Raw genomic sequence first — 14,364 nt, 5'->3', positions numbered from 1 at the left:
GTGGCAGGTTACGCGGCGCCTGGCGTAGCGAACTGATCGACAAAGGTAACAGACGGCTAATCCGCCCTACAGGAGGTTAGCGCCTAGCGCTCGTACCAGCGCGGCGAGCTGAGGCGCATCGCCCTGCAGCCGCACACGCAGCCCCTCAGTCTCGCGGCGCATCGGGTAATGCTTGCGCAAGTGGTCGAAAGCAGCGCGGCGGCTGCCGGCGTCGCCGACCAGGCTGCGGCGAAAATCGGCATCGTCGCGGCGCGGGTCGTACACTGCACGGCACAGGATGGTCAGGGCCCAGGCCAGATCGGCACTGGCGTCCAGCGTCACCTCGCTCAACCAGGGCGCTGGCAGCAGATCATCCAGGCGCACCCGCTCGGGCACGCCAAGTACACGGCAGCAGGCCTGGTAGATCTGCGCCGTACCGCGCAGCTTGCCGTCCAGGCTGTAGCCGGCGATGTGCGGCGTTGCCAACTGACACAGTGCGGCCAGCTCGACATCAGCCTGTGGCTCGCCCTCCCAGACATCCAGTACGGCCTTGAGATCGCCTCGCTCAGGCAGCAATGCACGTAGTGCGGCGTTGTCGACCACCGCGCCGCGGCTGGCGTTGATCAGCCAGCTCCCGGTTCTGAGCGCCGCCAGACGCGCGGCATCGAACAGGTGACGTGTCGACGCATCCAGCGGCGTGTGCAGGCTGATCACATCGCATTCGTCGATGATTCGCTCCAGGCTGACGAAATCGCCGCCCTCGCGGGCCTGACGCGGTGGGTCACAGACTCGCACCTGCCACCCCAAGCCACTTAGCACCTGCACCAAGCGCCCGCCTACCTGCCCCGCTCCGACCACACCATAAACCCGCGCAGCCGGGTCGACGCCTTCGCGCTCGGCCAGGGTCAGCACGCTGCCCAGCACGTAGTCCACAACGCCACGGGCGTTGCAACCCGGTGCGCTGCTCCAGGCGATGCCAGCCTCGGCGAAGTAATCGAGATCCAGGTGGTCGGTGCCGATGGTGCAGGTGCCGACGAAGCTCACCTGGCTACCGGCGAGCAAGGCGCGATCGACCCGCGTCACCGAACGCACCAGCAGCAGGTCGGCGTCGCGCACGTCCTGTGCGGTGATGGCGCGGCCTGGCAGGCGGCGAATGGTGCCAAAGTCGGCGAAGAACTCATCGAGCAGGGGAATGTTTTCGTCGGCAACGATATGCATGGCAGGCTCCGCAGGTCAGGGCGCCATTCTATGCCAGCAGCCCGCTGGCGTCCTCCCACACGGGCTTTTCTGACCGAAGCGTCAACGCGTAGACTAGGCGGTTTTCCCTCACCTCTAACGAAGAGTCGACATGTCCGCCGAAACCCGCCTGGGGCGCGTGCGCAAGGAACTGCGCGAGCTGCTCGCCCTGGCCACCCCGATCATCATCGCCCAGCTGTCCTACACCTCGATCAGCTTCGTCGATACCGTCATGTCCGGCCGTGTCAGCCCGCGCGATCTGGCCGCCGTGGCGTTGGGCAACTCGATCTGGGTACCGGTGTTCCTGCTGATGACCGGCGTACTGCTGGCCACCACGCCCAAGGTGGCGCAGCGCTTTGGCGCGGGCCAGGAGGCAGAGATCGGCCCGCTGGTGCGCCAGGCCCTGTGGCTGGCACTGTTCGTCGGCCTCTGCGCAGCGACCTTGTTGTGGAATGCGGAAATCGTCCTGCGCCTGATGAAGGTGGACGAGGATCTGATCGCACCGGCCATGGGCTACCTGCGCCCGGTTGCCTGTGGCTTCCCCGCCGTGGCGCTGTATCACGTGCTGCGCTGTTTCAGCGATGGCCTGGGTCATACCCGACCGAGCATGGTGCTGGGCATCTTCGGCCTGCTGCTGAACATTCCGGCCAACTACGTGCTGATCTACGGCAAGTTCGGCGTACCGCCACTGGGCGCGGTCGGCTGCGGCTGGGCCACCGCGCTGGTCATGACCTGCACCCTATTGGGCATGCTGGTGTGGATTCGCAAGGCGCCTTACTACCAATCCAGCAGGCTATTCGAGCGTTTCGACTGGCCCGAGTGGGCGACCATCAAGCGCTTGCTGGGCATTGGCGTACCAATCGGCGTGTCAGTATTCGCCGAGTCGAGCATCTTCGCGGTGATCGCCCTGCTGATCGGCGGCCTCGGCGCCACCGTGGTGGCCGGCCACCAGATCGCCCTGAATTTCAGCTCGCTGGTGTTCATGATCCCCTACTCGCTGGGCATGGCCGTGACCGTCCGCGTCGGCCAGGCGCTGGGCCGTGGGCAACCGCGCCAGGCACGCTTCGCTGCGGGGGTCGGCATGGCCACCGCACTGGCCTATGCGTTCCTATCGGCCAGCCTGATCCTGTTGCTGCGCGAGCCCATCGCACGCATCTACACACCAGATGCCGAAGTGATCGCGATTGCCGCCATGCTGATCGTCTACTCGGCACTGTTCCAGCTTTCGGACGCCATCCAGGTCACCGCTGCCGGCGCCCTGCGGGGTTATCAGGACACCCGGGTGACCATGCTGCTGACATTGTTCGCTTATTGGGGCATCGGCCTGCCGGTGGGTTACGCGCTGGGGCTGTCCGACTGGTTCGGTGAACCGAGCGGACCCAGCGGTCTGTGGCAAGGGCTGGTGGTGGGGCTGACCTGCGCGGCGATCATGCTGTCGATCAGGCTGACCAGCAGCGCGCGCCGGCGCATCCACAGGTAGGGCGGGTGCAACCCGCCAGGGCGCCAATGGCGGGTTTCACCCGCCCTACTTGGGTTATGTCTTCGTTAAGTTGGTGCAAAAGCCCGTAGGGTAAGTCCGCCGCGATCAATCGGTCTTCTTGCGAATCCAGTACAGATAGCTGCCATCTTCTTCAGCCTGGCCAAGCAGTTCGTGGCCGAGGAAAACGCAGAACTTAGGGATATCACGGCGGGTCGACGGGTCGGTGGCGATCACCTTGAGCAGGCCGCCAGGGGAAAGGTCGCGCACCTTGTTGTGCAGCATCATCACCGGTTCTGGACAATGCAGGCCGCTGGCATCTAGCAGGTCATCGTGATTCAGGGTCAGGGCTTCGGACATAGGGGGCTCCACAGGCAGGCGCGCATTGTCGCGCAAAGCTGACCTCCAGGTCACCCTGCAGGCACAACCTTGGATGGGCAGCGTGCATCAGCCAACTGCGGCAAAGTGCTCGCGCTCTGGCGAGTCATGGATGGCACGCACGCCAGCTTCGGGCGGAGCCTGGAGCGACGCGGGAGTCCGGGCCGGACGGATGTCCGCGCCCGGTTCACTTTGTCACTTGCCGTGCCGGCGCAGGTGGCAGGTCACTTCTTCACGGTCGTGATAGAGCTGCTTGCAGCCGATGCTGACCTTCAGGCCGCGCTCCGCCAACCCCGACTCGATACGATCGAGCAGGCGCCGCACTTCAGCGTAGCGCTGTTTCATCGGCAGTTTGAGGTTGACCACCGCCTCGCGGCACAGCCCCTCGCCCAGCCAGGTTTCGATCATCGCGGCCGTGCGCGCCGGTTTCTCGACGATATCGCAGACCATCCAGTGCACCGGATGCCGCGGGCGGAACAGGAAACCATCGGCGCGCTGGTGCACGACGAAACCGGAATACATCAGGCTTTCGGCCATCGGCCCGTTGTCCACGGCAGTGACGCGAATCTCCCGATTGACCAGTTGCCAGGTCCAACCTCCGGGCGCGGCGCCCAGATCCACGGCGGTCATGCCCGGCGCCAGGCGCTGATCCCACTGCTCACGCGGAATGAAATGGTGCCAGGCTTCCTCAAGCTTGAGCGTGGAGCGGCTCGGCGCCTCGCGCGGAAACTTCAGACGCGGAATGCCCATCGGCCACATCGCCTGGTTATCCGCCTCGGCGATACCAGCGAACACCTCGCGACCGCTCTTGAAGGTCAGCAGCAGGCGTGGCTTCTTCGCATCGTCCACCAGCTTGCCAGCCTTGAGCAGCGCCTTGCGCAGGGGCGCCTCGAACTTCTTGCAGAAGGTCGAGAGTTCCTTGCCGTCGTTGGTATCCACCACTTCCAACCACAGACTGCCGCACACCGGATAATCGGCCAGAGCCTCGAGCAGCACGCTGATGCGATCGCTCTCTGGCAACATGACGAAACCACCGCGCGCCCATTGCCGCGGGAATATCAGGCTATTGAAGCGCACACTGCGCATCAGACGCTCGCTGCCATCGGCCTCACTGCAGACGAACTCGGCGCACGCGCTGCCAGGCTTGGTTCTGGAATAGCCGGACACATCCAGACGCGCAGCGAGGTCGGTGATCTCGGCGCAGACCTCACCCTCGAAACCGGGGCGGCAATGCAGAAACAGGGTATTCATCAAAGGGTCTCCTCGAGTCGCGCATGATACCCGAGACCGGAACCCCGAGCCGTTAAACCTGTCCAGCTATACATGTGCTGCCAACAGATACGGATCGGCAACCAGGCCGCTGGCGAATGCGCCTCGATGAAGCCCGGCCATCCAATAAACAGGCAGCGCATGGCAACCCCTAAAGGATATGCGCTAGCCAGACCGCCCAAGCCGAACTAGCTTGAAGGTCTGCCGCCATCAGACACAGCCCGAACCGTGCGGGCCCAAGGAGATGTGCAATGCCCTCCCTCGATAGCCTGAACTGCCGCCGCGAACTGAAGATCGGCGACGCCACCTACCACTATTTCAGCCTGCCCGAGGCCGCCCAGCGGCTCGGCAATATCGACCGCCTGCCCATGTCGCTCAAGGTTCTACTGGAAAACCTGTTGCGCAACGAAGACGGCAAGACAGTCATGCCCGAAGACCTGCAAGCCATGGTCGACTGGCTCGACAAGCGCGCCTCCGATCGTGAGATCCAGTACCGCCCGGCGCGTGTACTGATGCAGGACTTTACCGGCGTACCCGCCGTGGTCGACCTGGCAGCCATGCGCGATGCCATGGCCAAGGCCGGCGGCGATCCGCAGCGAATAAACCCGCTGTCGCCGGTGGATCTGGTCATCGACCACTCGGTGATGGTCGACCGCTACGCCTCCTCCAGCGCCTTCCATGACAACGTCGAACTGGAAATGCAGCGCAACGGCGAGCGCTACGCCTTCCTGCGCTGGGGCCAGCATGCCTTCGACAACTTCAGCGTGGTGCCGCCGGGCACCGGCATCTGTCACCAGGTCAACCTCGAGTACCTGGCGCGCACCGTGTGGACCAAAGAAGAGGACGGCATCACCCTCGCCTACCCCGACACCCTGGTCGGCACCGACTCGCACACCACCATGATCAACGGCCTTGGCGTACTCGGCTGGGGCGTCGGCGGCATCGAGGCGGAAGCGGCGATGCTCGGCCAGCCGGTGTCGATGCTGATTCCCGAGGTGATCGGCTTCAAGCTCAGCGGCAAGCTCAAGGAAGGCATCACCGCTACCGACCTGGTACTCACCGTCACCCAGATGCTGCGCAAGAAAGGCGTGGTGGGCAAATTCGTCGAGTTCTATGGCGACGGCCTGGCCGACCTACCACTGGCCGACCGCGCCACCATCGCCAACATGGCGCCGGAATACGGCGCCACCTGCGGCTTCTTCCCGGTGGACGATATCACCCTCGGTTACCTGCGCCTGTCCGGTCGCCCGGACGCTACCGTGCAACTGGTCGAGGCCTACAGCAAGGCCCAGGGTCTGTGGCGCGAGCCAGGCGCCGAGCCCGTGTTCACCGACAGCCTGAGCCTGGATCTGGGCAGCGTCGAGGCCAGCCTGGCCGGCCCCAAGCGCCCTCAGGATCGCGTCTCGCTGGGCCAGGTCAGCCAGGCCTTCGACGACTTCGTCGGCCTGCAGCTCAAGCCCACCGCCAAGGAAGACGGCCGCATGCTCAATGAAGGCGGGGGCGGCACCGCTGTAGGTGGCGACAAGCAAAGCGGTGAGATCGACTACCAGGACGAAGGCCACACCCATCGCCTGAAAGATGGCTCCGTGGTGATCGCCGCCATCACCTCCTGCACCAACACCTCCAACCCCAGCGTGATGATGGCCGCCGGCCTGCTGGCCAAGAAAGCCGTGGAAAAGGGCCTGCAACGCCAGCCCTGGGTGAAGAGTTCGCTGGCCCCTGGCTCCAAGGTGGTCACCGAATACTTCAATGCCGCCGGCCTAACGCCTTATCTGGAGAAGCTCGGCTTCGACCTGGTGGGCTACGGCTGCACCACCTGCATCGGTAACTCCGGCCCACTGCGCGAGCCCATCGAGAAAGCCATCACTCAGGCCGACCTCACCGTCGCCTCGGTGCTGTCCGGCAATCGCAACTTCGAGGGCCGCGTACACCCGCTGGTGAAGACCAACTGGCTGGCCTCGCCGCCCCTGGTGGTCGCCTATGCCCTCGCCGGCAGCGTACGCCTCGACCTGACCCAGGATGCCCTCGGTACCGGCAAGGATGGCCAGCCGGTGTACCTGAAGGACATCTGGCCGACCCAGGCCGAGATCGCCGACGCCATCGCCAAGGTCGACACCGCCATGTTCCGCAAGGAATACGCCGAAGTCTTCGCCGGTGACGAGAAGTGGCAGGCCATCGATGTGCCCAAGGCCGATACCTATGCCTGGCAAGGCGATTCCACCTATATCCAGCATCCACCGTTCTTCGAGGACATCGCCGGTGACCCACCGCGCATCACCGATATCCGCCAGGCGCGCATCCTCGCTCTGCTCGGCGACTCGGTGACCACCGACCACATCTCCCCGGCCGGCAACATCAAGGCCGACAGTCCGGCAGGGCACTACCTGAGCGAGCACGGCGTGGACAAGGCCGACTTCAACTCCTACGGCTCGCGCCGCGGCAACCATGAAGTGATGATGCGCGGTACCTTCGCCAATATCCGCATCCGCAACGAAATGCTCGGCGGCGAGGAAGGCGGTAACACCCTGCATGTGCCGAGCGGCGAAAAGCTGGCGATCTACGATGCGGCCATGCGTTACCAGGCCGAAGGCACACCGCTGCTGATCATCGCCGGCAAGGAATACGGCACCGGTTCCAGCCGCGACTGGGCGGCCAAGGGCACCAACCTGCTGGGAGTCAAGGCGGTGATCGCCGAAAGCTTCGAGCGCATCCACCGCTCCAACCTGGTGGGCATGGGCGTGCTGCCGTTGCAGTTCAAACCCGGCACCGACCGCAACAGCCTCAAGTTGACCGGCCAGGAAGTGCTGGCCATCGAAGGCCTGGAAGGCGTGGAAGGCGTGGAACTGCGCCCGCAGATGCCGCTGACGCTGATCATCACCCGCGAAGACGGCCAGCACGAGGAGGTCGAGGTGCTGTGCCGCATCGACACCCTCAACGAAGTCGAGTACTTCAAAGCCGGCGGCATCCTGCACTACGTACTGCGCCAGATGATCGCCAACTGATGCACCTGCCCTGCCGTACCATGCAGCAGGGTTGCTCCGTCGGGCCAGGGATGGCCAACGTCGTGACAAAAATGTGACGCCATTCAAAAAGCGTTTACACTCGCCAAAAAACGGATTCGCCCTCAACTTCGCCGTTCGTCGGCCGATGAACAGGGCATTACAACGACGGATACCTGCCATGCGTAACAACCAGCCGGTCACTCAGCGTGAGCGCACCTTTCCTGCGCAACAACGCCTGATATCCACCACCGATCTCAAAGGGCAAATCACCTACTGCAACGACGCCTTCGTCGACATCAGCGGCTTCACCCGTGAAGAATTGCTGCGTTCGCCGCACAACATCGTGCGCCATCCGGACGTCCCGTCGGCCGTTTTCGAGCATATGTGGACGACCCTGAAAAAGGGCCGCCCGTGGATGGGCATCGTCAAGAATCGCAGTAAGAATGGCGACCACTACTGGGTCAACGCCTACGTCACGCCTGTGACCGAAAACAATCAGGTCGTCGGCTACGAATCCGTCCGTGTCAAACCGACCGCCGAGCAAGTACGCCGCGCCGAAACGCTGTACGCCCGCATCAACGCCGGCAAGTCGGCCGTTCCGGCAAGCAATCAGTGGCTGCCGATCGTCCAAGCGTGGATGCCCTTCATCCTGGTCAGCCAGATCGGCTTCATGATTGGCCACTGGATGGGCAGCAACTGGGGCTTCATCCTCGCCGCCCTGCTCTCCGTACCGCTGGGTCTGGCCGGCATCGCCTGGCAGACACGCGGCGTCCAACGCCTGCTGCGCCTTGCCGAGCAAACCACTTCAGATCCGCTGATCGCGCAGATGTACACCGACAGCCGCGGCGCCGAAGCTCGCCTGGAAATGGCCATGCTCAGCCAGGAAGCACGGCTGAAAACCTGCCTCACCCGCCTGCAGGACACCGCCGAGCAACTGACCCAGCAAGCGCGTGAAGCCGACAAGCTCGCGCACAACAGCTCGGCCGGCCTCGAGCGCCAGCGCAGCGAGACCGAACAGGTCGCTACCGCCGTCAACGAAATGGCCGCCACCACCCTGGAGGTGGCCAGCAATGTCGCGCGTACGGCCATCGCTACCCAGGAAGCCAACCGCCTGACCGGCGAGGGACGCGGTATAGCCGCGGAAACCCGCGAAGCCATCCAGCGCCTGTCGCAATCGGTGGGCGACACCGGCGAGACCGTTACCCGCCTGGCCCAGGACAGCAATGAAATCGGCGGTGTGGTCGACGTGATCAAAGGTATCGCCGACCAGACCAACCTGCTCGCCCTCAACGCTGCCATCGAAGCCGCCCGCGCCGGTGAAATGGGCCGCGGCTTCGCCGTGGTGGCCGACGAGGTTCGCTCGCTGGCGCAGCGCACCGCCGAGTCCACCGAACAGATCCACGCCCTGATCGCCAAACTGCAGCGCACGGCCGAAGAAGCCGTACTGACCATGGAAATCGGCCGCAAGCAGGCCGACGAAGGCGTCGAGCGCGTTCTGCAAGCCGATCAGGCGCTGGCCGGCATCAGCGAGTCAGTCGCCAATATCGCCGACATGGCCAACCAGATCGCCGCGGCGGCGGAAGAGCAAAGCGCGGTTGCAGACGAAATCAACCGCAACATCACCACCATCGCCCAACTGGCCGACCAGACTGCAGGCGAAGCCAACGACACCGCCAAACTCAGCGAAGCCCTGACCAACACCGCACAGGGCCAATACGCCCTGGTCGAACGTTTCAACCGCTGAAACAAAAGGCGCAGCGGCTGAGCCGCTGCGCCTTTGCTCACCTGTCACCACACGCAAACCGCCGCCGGCTCTCTACCTCGCGCCGGCGCGCGCCATTGCCACTTGCCAGTCGTTATATGGACTGGTGTATAAACTGCCCGCGGCCTCACTTGTTGATGCTAATACCCTTGCAGACGGATACGCGGAACGCTGTCCATCCTGCTAGCGACGCACCCAACTAAGAAGTAAACGTCACAGGGACTTTTCTCGCATGGACACCAGCGAAGACAAAAACTACGTGCTCATTTTTTTCAACTCGATACTCGTGCTTCTGTTGGTCGCACTCATCATCTGCGCAGTTGCATTCTGGTTCAGCAGCTATGAAAGGAGCTTCGCCATCGCGAACACCGGTGCGTCGGTAGGCATCCTTCTCGCCGCACTGTCGGCACGCTCAGCCAAAAGCTTCACAGACAGATCCCTCGTCATCATCGGACTATTCTGCTCCGTCGGGTTCCAAGTCTGGTCAATGGCGACAGCATGATGCTGCGCTTCACTCGCGGACGCCATTGCGGGTGGCTAAGCACAGCGCTTTCCCCCTTGCTTGCTCGTCAGACCTCATGAGGAACACCGGATGACTGAGCTCATCTCCAAATACAAACATATATGGGGCGACGACCCCAGGGCATTACTGGACGAGTACAGCTACCAGGGCGAGTTGACTACGAAGCTTGATACGCTCAAACCAGAAGATCTTGATATCAAAACCTTCTACGAAATCGTTCTGTGGAAGCTCAATCGCTTTCCGAATATCCAGAATGATCTGCTGGACGAACTCAAGTGTGTCGGGACACTTAAAGCTACAGAACACCGGCAAGCCGAACCTGTCCTGCAAAAGCTGTTGAAGACCTCCGGAATCGCACTGCCAATGGCCTCGACGATTCTCAGGTTCTTGAATCCGTCGGTATTTCAGATCATCGATGATCGCGTCTATCGAATCATCCATCCCGGCAAAGCCAAATACCCAACCAAGCCTCAGAAGCTGAACAAGCGATACTTGAGCATCTCCTGCGACATCTACTTCGACTATCTCGACGCCTTACACAGGCTAGCCAGTCCAAAATTACCGTTCGAGGAGGCCGACCGTATTCTGTACGAGCTGGATATAAAGCTCGGTAACAAGATCGGTAGTGGAATCTGATTTCCCACTGCTCTCGGCCACAAACTGATAGCCCTTCGGGTGGGTAGCGCTCCGCTTAACTCCCCGACTCATTATTCGGTCCCAGCCCAATGCCCTTCCCAACCGATGAACACCAAGCCCTTCTGAACGTTAAAGGCGTAGGCCCGACCGTCGTACAGCGCCTTGAACAGATCGGCATCAACTCGCTTCAGGAACTGGCCGAAGCCAGCGTCAGCGATATCGTCACTGCAGTAGCCGGTCAGCTTGGCTCGACCTGCTGGAAAAACAGTCCGCAAGCACGTGCAGCTATCCAGGCCGCCATCGACCTGGCCAAATCACGTCAGTAACTCCCACTCTTTCACTGCCAAGGAACCCGGCATGCCTGCCCACGAGAAGATCAACTACGTCGAATACCCAACCCGCGATCTGCCGGCTACCAAAGCCTTCTTCCAGGCCGCATTCGGCTGGCGATTCACGGATTACGGCCCCGAGTACGCAGCCTTCGCCAACGAAGGCCTGGATGGCGGTTTCTTCAGCGCCGAGATGTCCGCACGCAGCGACAACGGCAGCGCACTGATCGTGTTCTACAGCGCCCAATTGGAAGACACCCTGGCCAAGGTCGAAACCGCCGGCGGGGAAGTCGTCAAACCGATCTTTTCCTTCCCCGGAGGCAGACGCTTTCACTTCGTCGAGCCGGGCGGCAACGAGTTTGCCGTATGGTCGGAGCCGGACGGTCAGTAGTCGCCACCATCTGCGAGCCTGTATCACCTGCAGCGACCGTCGTTCCCGCGCAGGCGGGAACCCAGAACAGCTCTCTGGGCTCCCGCCTGCGCGGGAGTGACGGTGAGAGCAATCCTCACACGATAAGTGCTTGCCTGGCATATCCCGTTTGACCCGTCGCCAGTTCCACCATTAACGTCCCAGCCCTTCCCTTCTCGGGCGAGCAACGCTTTCGCCTGAGTCATGGATGATCCACGAACCACCCAAGGAGTCATGCGATGCGAATCATGGTGATCGGTGCGAGCCGAGGTCTCGGCCGTGCGTTGGTAGAAGGTTTGGCACCAAGCCACGAGCTGATCGGGATTTCGCGTAGCCGCCCGGCCGACCTGGCCACGGATATCCAGTGGATCGAAGCGGACATGAGTGATCCTCTGCGGGCAGTGGACGCCATCGAAGCCCAGGCGCCACAGCATCTGGACGCGATCATCTACAACCTGGGGATCTGGGAAGCTCGTGCGTTCGAGGATGATTACAGCTTTCTGCTGGACGACGACGCACAGATTCTCGAGATGGTCAGCGTCAATATCGGCGCGACCTTGCTGCTGCTCAAACGCCTGCTACCGCGCCTGCTCGGCGGCGCCAAGCCGCAACTGATCCTGACCGGCTCCACCTCGGCCCTGCCGCAAAGTGGCCGCCCGGAAGTCACCTTCGGCGCCAGCAAGTTCGCCCTTAAAGGCATCGCAGAGAGCCTGCGCGAGGGCTTTCGCGATCAGCGTCTGGCCGTCACCTGCCTGCAGCTGGGCTATCTCAACACCCAGGATGGTCTGCAAACCCCGGTCGAACAGGCTGCGCAAAACGGCGAAGGCCAGCTGATTCCGCTGCACGATGTCGTCGCCCTGGTGCGAACCCTGCTGAGCCTTTCCGATGCCAGTTACGTGCGCGAGCTGGTGCTGCCCGCCATTGCCGACGAGCGCTTCTGAATACAAGGGAACCCATGCCTGATCTTTCCGTGACACTGACAACCAATCGCCTCCAGCTGCGCCCTCTGCAAGCAGCGGACGCTTCGGCGCTGTTCGCGATTTTTTCCGATCCTCAGGTCATGCAGTACTGGAACACGCCACCCTGGAACTCCGAAGCCGTAGCGCAGGATTTCATCCGCGCCGAGCAACAGGCCATGCACGATGGCCAACGCCTGACCCTGGCTATCGTCGACAGGGAAAGCGCCGAGCTGATCGGCAAATGCCTGCTGTTCAACTACCAGCCGGAATCGCGTCGTGCGGAGATCGGTTTTGGCATCGCATCGTCTGCCTGGGGCAAGGGTTACGTTCAGGAAGCGGCTGGCGAGCTACTGCGCCATGCTTTCGAAACCCTGGGTCTGAATCGCGTCGAGGCTGAAATCGACCCAACCAACAGCGCCTCCGGTCGTGCTCTGCAGCGCCTGGGCTTCAGCCAGGAAGGGTTGCTGCGCCAGCGCTGGATCATCGACGGGCAAGTGTCGGACTCGGCACTCTACGGGTTGCTGAAAGAAGACTGGCGCAGCCGCCATAGCCACCGGTAATTCGTGAACAACAGGTGAATCCATGCAGAGAATCGACCATATCCGCCTGATGTCCCGCTACAACGCCTGGATGAACGAACGGCTCTACGCTGCTGCATCCAGCCTGTCCGACGAGGCGCTGAGCGCCGAGCGTAATGCATTCTTCGGTTCGATTCTGGGCACACTCAATCATCTGGTGGTGGCCGACCGGATCTGGCTTGGTCGTTACACCTTTCATCCAGCCGGTTACCAGGCGCTAGCGGCACTCGACACGCTGAACAAACCAGAACGCCTGGATCAGCCGATGGCAGCGGATATCCGTGAACTGCGGGTACTGCGCCAACGACTGGATGCCTGCATCGAAGCCTTGGCGCAGGAAATTCGCGAAGAGCAACTGGATCAGCCGCTCAGCTATCGCAATATGAAAGGCGTGGAAGCGCGAAGGAATTTCTTCGCCCTGTTGATGCACCTGTTCAACCATCAGACGCATCACCGCGGCCAGGTCACGACGCTACTGAGCCAGGCGGGTGTGGATGTCGGGGTGACCGATCTACTGATGTTGATCCCTGAAGAGCTATGAAATCGAGCAAGCTCTGCAGCCAATGATGCGAGCACTCAAGTATCTGCTGATCGTCCTCGGCGCCGCTCTTGTGATTGCAGTGGCGTTTTTGCTGGTGAACATCGCCTCTACCGATGCGGATGCCACTTATGAGCTCAGAGGCCGCTACAAGCCATCCACGGACGGCAAGACGTATCTGGTGATTGAACACGATAACGGTGGTGGCTGCGGGCCGCTCTCGGTAGATGGCAATCGCTGGCCTCACCTGCTTCACGAGGCAGGGGAAGTCATGCCGGGGACGCGCACGATCAAGTGCGGCGGGGAGATCGATATCGAGATCAAACCCGGCAACATCTACTACTTCAATTATTGGGGGCCGTAGAAGCTGGAAACGCCAGCGCGCGGCAAAGACTTCACACCGATGTTGGGCCCCTGCGGCATAGCCTCAGGCCGATCTTTAGGCGTCGCGCCCCGTGACTAACAGACGTCAAAGCTCGGCCAGTTTCAGCCAGTGCGTGTAGAAACCCTCGGCGACCTGATTCAGCGCCCTGACCTTCCCAGTCAAGTCTTCCCGCATGTCGGCGATGCTCTGCTGACTGGGCTGGCTGGCATCGAGCAGATGTGCCCAATCGTCGAGCCAGAGCTCGATCAATGCCTGGGTCATTTCCGGATGCCCTTGCAACGCCAGCACCTTGTCCCCCCACGCGAAGGCCTGATTGTCGCACCAGCGGCTGCTCAGCAGCGGCTGAGCGCCGTCTGGTAGCGCGAAGGTGTCGCCATGCCACTGGAAAATGCCGAACGCTTCAGGCAAATGCGCCAACCAGGGGCTATCGACGGCCTCCGGGCGACGCTGCATGAGCTGCCAACCCGCTTCGGTATAAGGCATGCGACGAATGCTGGCACCCAGTGCCTTGGCCAGCAACTGGCCGCCCAGGCAGTGACCGATGAGGGGGATATCGCGCTCGATAAAACGCTGCAGCGCCGCCACTTCGTCGGCGATCCAGGGCAGTGGGTCGTTGACGCTCATCGGCCCACCCATCACGGCAACCGCCTTGGACCGCTCCAGGTCGTAACCGTGCAGTTCACCCAGATCGACACGCAACACGTCGAAGCTGCAGCCACGCGCCTGCAGCACCTGCGCCAGGTGAGCGGGCGGGCAATAATCGATATGAGTCAGGATCAGAACATCGGCCATGAGCACCTCCGCCGCGAAGTCTGCGCGAGAAGGATTGGCAAGTCGAGGTGGGCTGGAGTTTGAAACCATCGGCCGGACAACCGGCCGATGGTCTGAGCTGATGGACGCCGCT

General features: G+C 62.3%; 15 protein-coding genes. 11 read left to right on the top strand and 4 right to left on the bottom strand.

Features of this window, described 5'->3' with window-relative positions; all coding sequences use genetic code 11:
• Positions 1-66 precede the first annotated feature (66 nt).
• Positions 67-1,197, bottom strand: a complete 1,131-nt coding sequence (gene pdxB / locus C7A17_RS21125; RefSeq protein ID WP_106740123.1) for a 4-phosphoerythronate dehydrogenase PdxB — start codon at positions 1,195-1,197, stop codon at positions 67-69.
• A gap of 130 nt (positions 1,198-1,327) precedes the next feature.
• Here pdxB and C7A17_RS21120 point away from each other — a divergent pair, with 130 nt between their 5' ends.
• Positions 1,328-2,695, top strand: coding sequence for an MATE family efflux transporter (locus C7A17_RS21120; RefSeq protein ID WP_106740121.1), 1,368 nt, complete (start codon positions 1,328-1,330; stop codon positions 2,693-2,695).
• Positions 2,696-2,800: 105 nt separating this feature from the next.
• Here C7A17_RS21120 and tusA read toward each other — a convergent pair whose 3' ends face one another.
• Both tusA and rlmM read right to left on the bottom strand, forming a co-directional pair.
• On the bottom strand, positions 2,801-3,052 hold the full coding sequence (gene tusA / locus C7A17_RS21115) for a sulfurtransferase TusA (protein ID WP_106740119.1): 252 nt from the start codon (positions 3,050-3,052) through the stop codon (positions 2,801-2,803).
• A gap of 213 nt (positions 3,053-3,265) precedes the next feature.
• The gene (gene rlmM, locus C7A17_RS21110; protein ID WP_106740116.1) at positions 3,266-4,321 is read right to left on the bottom strand and encodes a 23S rRNA (cytidine(2498)-2'-O)-methyltransferase RlmM; all 1,056 of its coding nucleotides are present in this window, start codon (positions 4,319-4,321) and stop codon (positions 3,266-3,268) included.
• 269 nt (positions 4,322-4,590) lie between these two features.
• On the opposite strand from rlmM, the gene acnA reads away from it, so the two are divergent.
• The 10 genes from acnA (at position 4,591) to C7A17_RS21060 (ending at position 13,439) form a co-directional block, all read left to right on the top strand.
• Positions 4,591-7,341: an aconitate hydratase AcnA gene (acnA, locus tag C7A17_RS21105; protein ID WP_106740113.1), complete on the top strand. Its 2,751-nt coding sequence runs from the start codon at positions 4,591-4,593 to the stop codon at positions 7,339-7,341.
• A 178-nt stretch (positions 7,342-7,519) separates the two neighbouring features.
• On the top strand, positions 7,520-9,085 hold the full coding sequence (locus tag C7A17_RS21100) for a methyl-accepting chemotaxis protein (protein ID WP_106740111.1): 1,566 nt from the start codon (positions 7,520-7,522) through the stop codon (positions 9,083-9,085).
• A gap of 250 nt (positions 9,086-9,335) precedes the next feature.
• A complete protein-coding gene (locus C7A17_RS21095; protein ID WP_106740109.1) occupies positions 9,336-9,605 on the top strand; it encodes a hypothetical protein in 270 nt (89 codons plus the stop codon).
• A gap of 90 nt (positions 9,606-9,695) precedes the next feature.
• Positions 9,696-10,262 carry a hypothetical protein gene (locus tag C7A17_RS21090; RefSeq protein WP_106740107.1) on the top strand — a complete coding sequence of 189 codons (567 nt, stop codon included), beginning with the start codon at positions 9,696-9,698 and terminating at the stop codon, positions 10,260-10,262.
• Positions 10,263-10,351: 89 nt separating this feature from the next.
• Positions 10,352-10,588 (top strand): helix-hairpin-helix domain-containing protein, encoded by a 237-nt coding sequence (locus C7A17_RS21085; RefSeq protein WP_079783468.1) that lies wholly within the window; start codon positions 10,352-10,354, stop codon positions 10,586-10,588.
• Between the two features lie 31 nt (positions 10,589-10,619).
• On the top strand, positions 10,620-10,982 hold the full coding sequence (locus C7A17_RS21080) for a VOC family protein (protein ID WP_106740105.1): 363 nt from the start codon (positions 10,620-10,622) through the stop codon (positions 10,980-10,982).
• A 257-nt stretch (positions 10,983-11,239) separates the two neighbouring features.
• On the top strand, positions 11,240-11,941 hold the full coding sequence (locus C7A17_RS21075; protein ID WP_106740102.1) for an SDR family oxidoreductase: 702 nt from the start codon (positions 11,240-11,242) through the stop codon (positions 11,939-11,941).
• Positions 11,942-11,955: 14 nt separating this feature from the next.
• On the top strand, positions 11,956-12,519 hold the full coding sequence (locus C7A17_RS21070) for a GNAT family N-acetyltransferase (RefSeq protein WP_106740100.1): 564 nt from the start codon (positions 11,956-11,958) through the stop codon (positions 12,517-12,519).
• 22 nt (positions 12,520-12,541) lie between these two features.
• The gene (locus tag C7A17_RS21065) at positions 12,542-13,078 is read left to right on the top strand and encodes a DinB family protein (RefSeq protein ID WP_106740098.1); all 537 of its coding nucleotides are present in this window, start codon (positions 12,542-12,544) and stop codon (positions 13,076-13,078) included.
• 25 nt (positions 13,079-13,103) lie between these two features.
• Positions 13,104-13,439 (top strand): hypothetical protein, encoded by a 336-nt coding sequence (locus C7A17_RS21060; protein ID WP_199796352.1) that lies wholly within the window; start codon positions 13,104-13,106, stop codon positions 13,437-13,439.
• 105 nt (positions 13,440-13,544) lie between these two features.
• Here C7A17_RS21060 and C7A17_RS21055 read toward each other — a convergent pair whose 3' ends face one another.
• On the bottom strand, positions 13,545-14,252 hold the full coding sequence (locus tag C7A17_RS21055) for a type 1 glutamine amidotransferase (RefSeq protein WP_106740093.1): 708 nt from the start codon (positions 14,250-14,252) through the stop codon (positions 13,545-13,547).
• Between the last annotated feature and the right edge of the window lie 112 nt (positions 14,253-14,364).

This window comes from Pseudomonas mendocina, assembly GCF_003008615.1.
In the GTDB taxonomy this organism is placed as follows: Bacteria; Pseudomonadota; Gammaproteobacteria; order Pseudomonadales; family Pseudomonadaceae; genus Aquipseudomonas; species Aquipseudomonas mendocina_C.
This window is presented reverse-complemented; position numbering and strand designations above follow the sequence as displayed.

Bases quoted from the DNA above. Each gene is read 5' to 3' on its own strand.
- pdxB (WP_106740123.1), bottom strand. From the start codon at position 1,197: ATGCATATCGTTGCCGACGAAAACATTCCCCTGCTCGATGAGTTCTTC.
- C7A17_RS21120 (WP_106740121.1), top strand. From the start codon at position 1,328: ATGTCCGCCGAAACCCGCCTGGGGCGCGTGCGCAAGGAACTGCGCGAG.
- tusA (WP_106740119.1), bottom strand. From the start codon at position 3,052: ATGTCCGAAGCCCTGACCCTGAATCACGATGACCTGCTAGATGCCAGC.
- rlmM (WP_106740116.1), bottom strand. From the start codon at position 4,321: ATGAATACCCTGTTTCTGCATTGCCGCCCCGGTTTCGAGGGTGAGGTC.
- acnA (WP_106740113.1), top strand. From the start codon at position 4,591: ATGCCCTCCCTCGATAGCCTGAACTGCCGCCGCGAACTGAAGATCGGC.
- C7A17_RS21100 (WP_106740111.1), top strand. From the start codon at position 7,520: ATGCGTAACAACCAGCCGGTCACTCAGCGTGAGCGCACCTTTCCTGCG.
- C7A17_RS21095 (WP_106740109.1), top strand. From the start codon at position 9,336: ATGGACACCAGCGAAGACAAAAACTACGTGCTCATTTTTTTCAACTCG.
- C7A17_RS21090 (WP_106740107.1), top strand. From the start codon at position 9,696: ATGACTGAGCTCATCTCCAAATACAAACATATATGGGGCGACGACCCC.
- C7A17_RS21085 (WP_079783468.1), top strand. From the start codon at position 10,352: ATGCCCTTCCCAACCGATGAACACCAAGCCCTTCTGAACGTTAAAGGC.
- C7A17_RS21080 (WP_106740105.1), top strand. From the start codon at position 10,620: ATGCCTGCCCACGAGAAGATCAACTACGTCGAATACCCAACCCGCGAT.
- C7A17_RS21075 (WP_106740102.1), top strand. From the start codon at position 11,240: ATGCGAATCATGGTGATCGGTGCGAGCCGAGGTCTCGGCCGTGCGTTG.
- C7A17_RS21070 (WP_106740100.1), top strand. From the start codon at position 11,956: ATGCCTGATCTTTCCGTGACACTGACAACCAATCGCCTCCAGCTGCGC.
- C7A17_RS21065 (WP_106740098.1), top strand. From the start codon at position 12,542: ATGCAGAGAATCGACCATATCCGCCTGATGTCCCGCTACAACGCCTGG.
- C7A17_RS21060 (WP_199796352.1), top strand. From the start codon at position 13,104: ATGCGAGCACTCAAGTATCTGCTGATCGTCCTCGGCGCCGCTCTTGTG.
- C7A17_RS21055 (WP_106740093.1), bottom strand. From the start codon at position 14,252: ATGGCCGATGTTCTGATCCTGACTCATATCGATTATTGCCCGCCCGCT.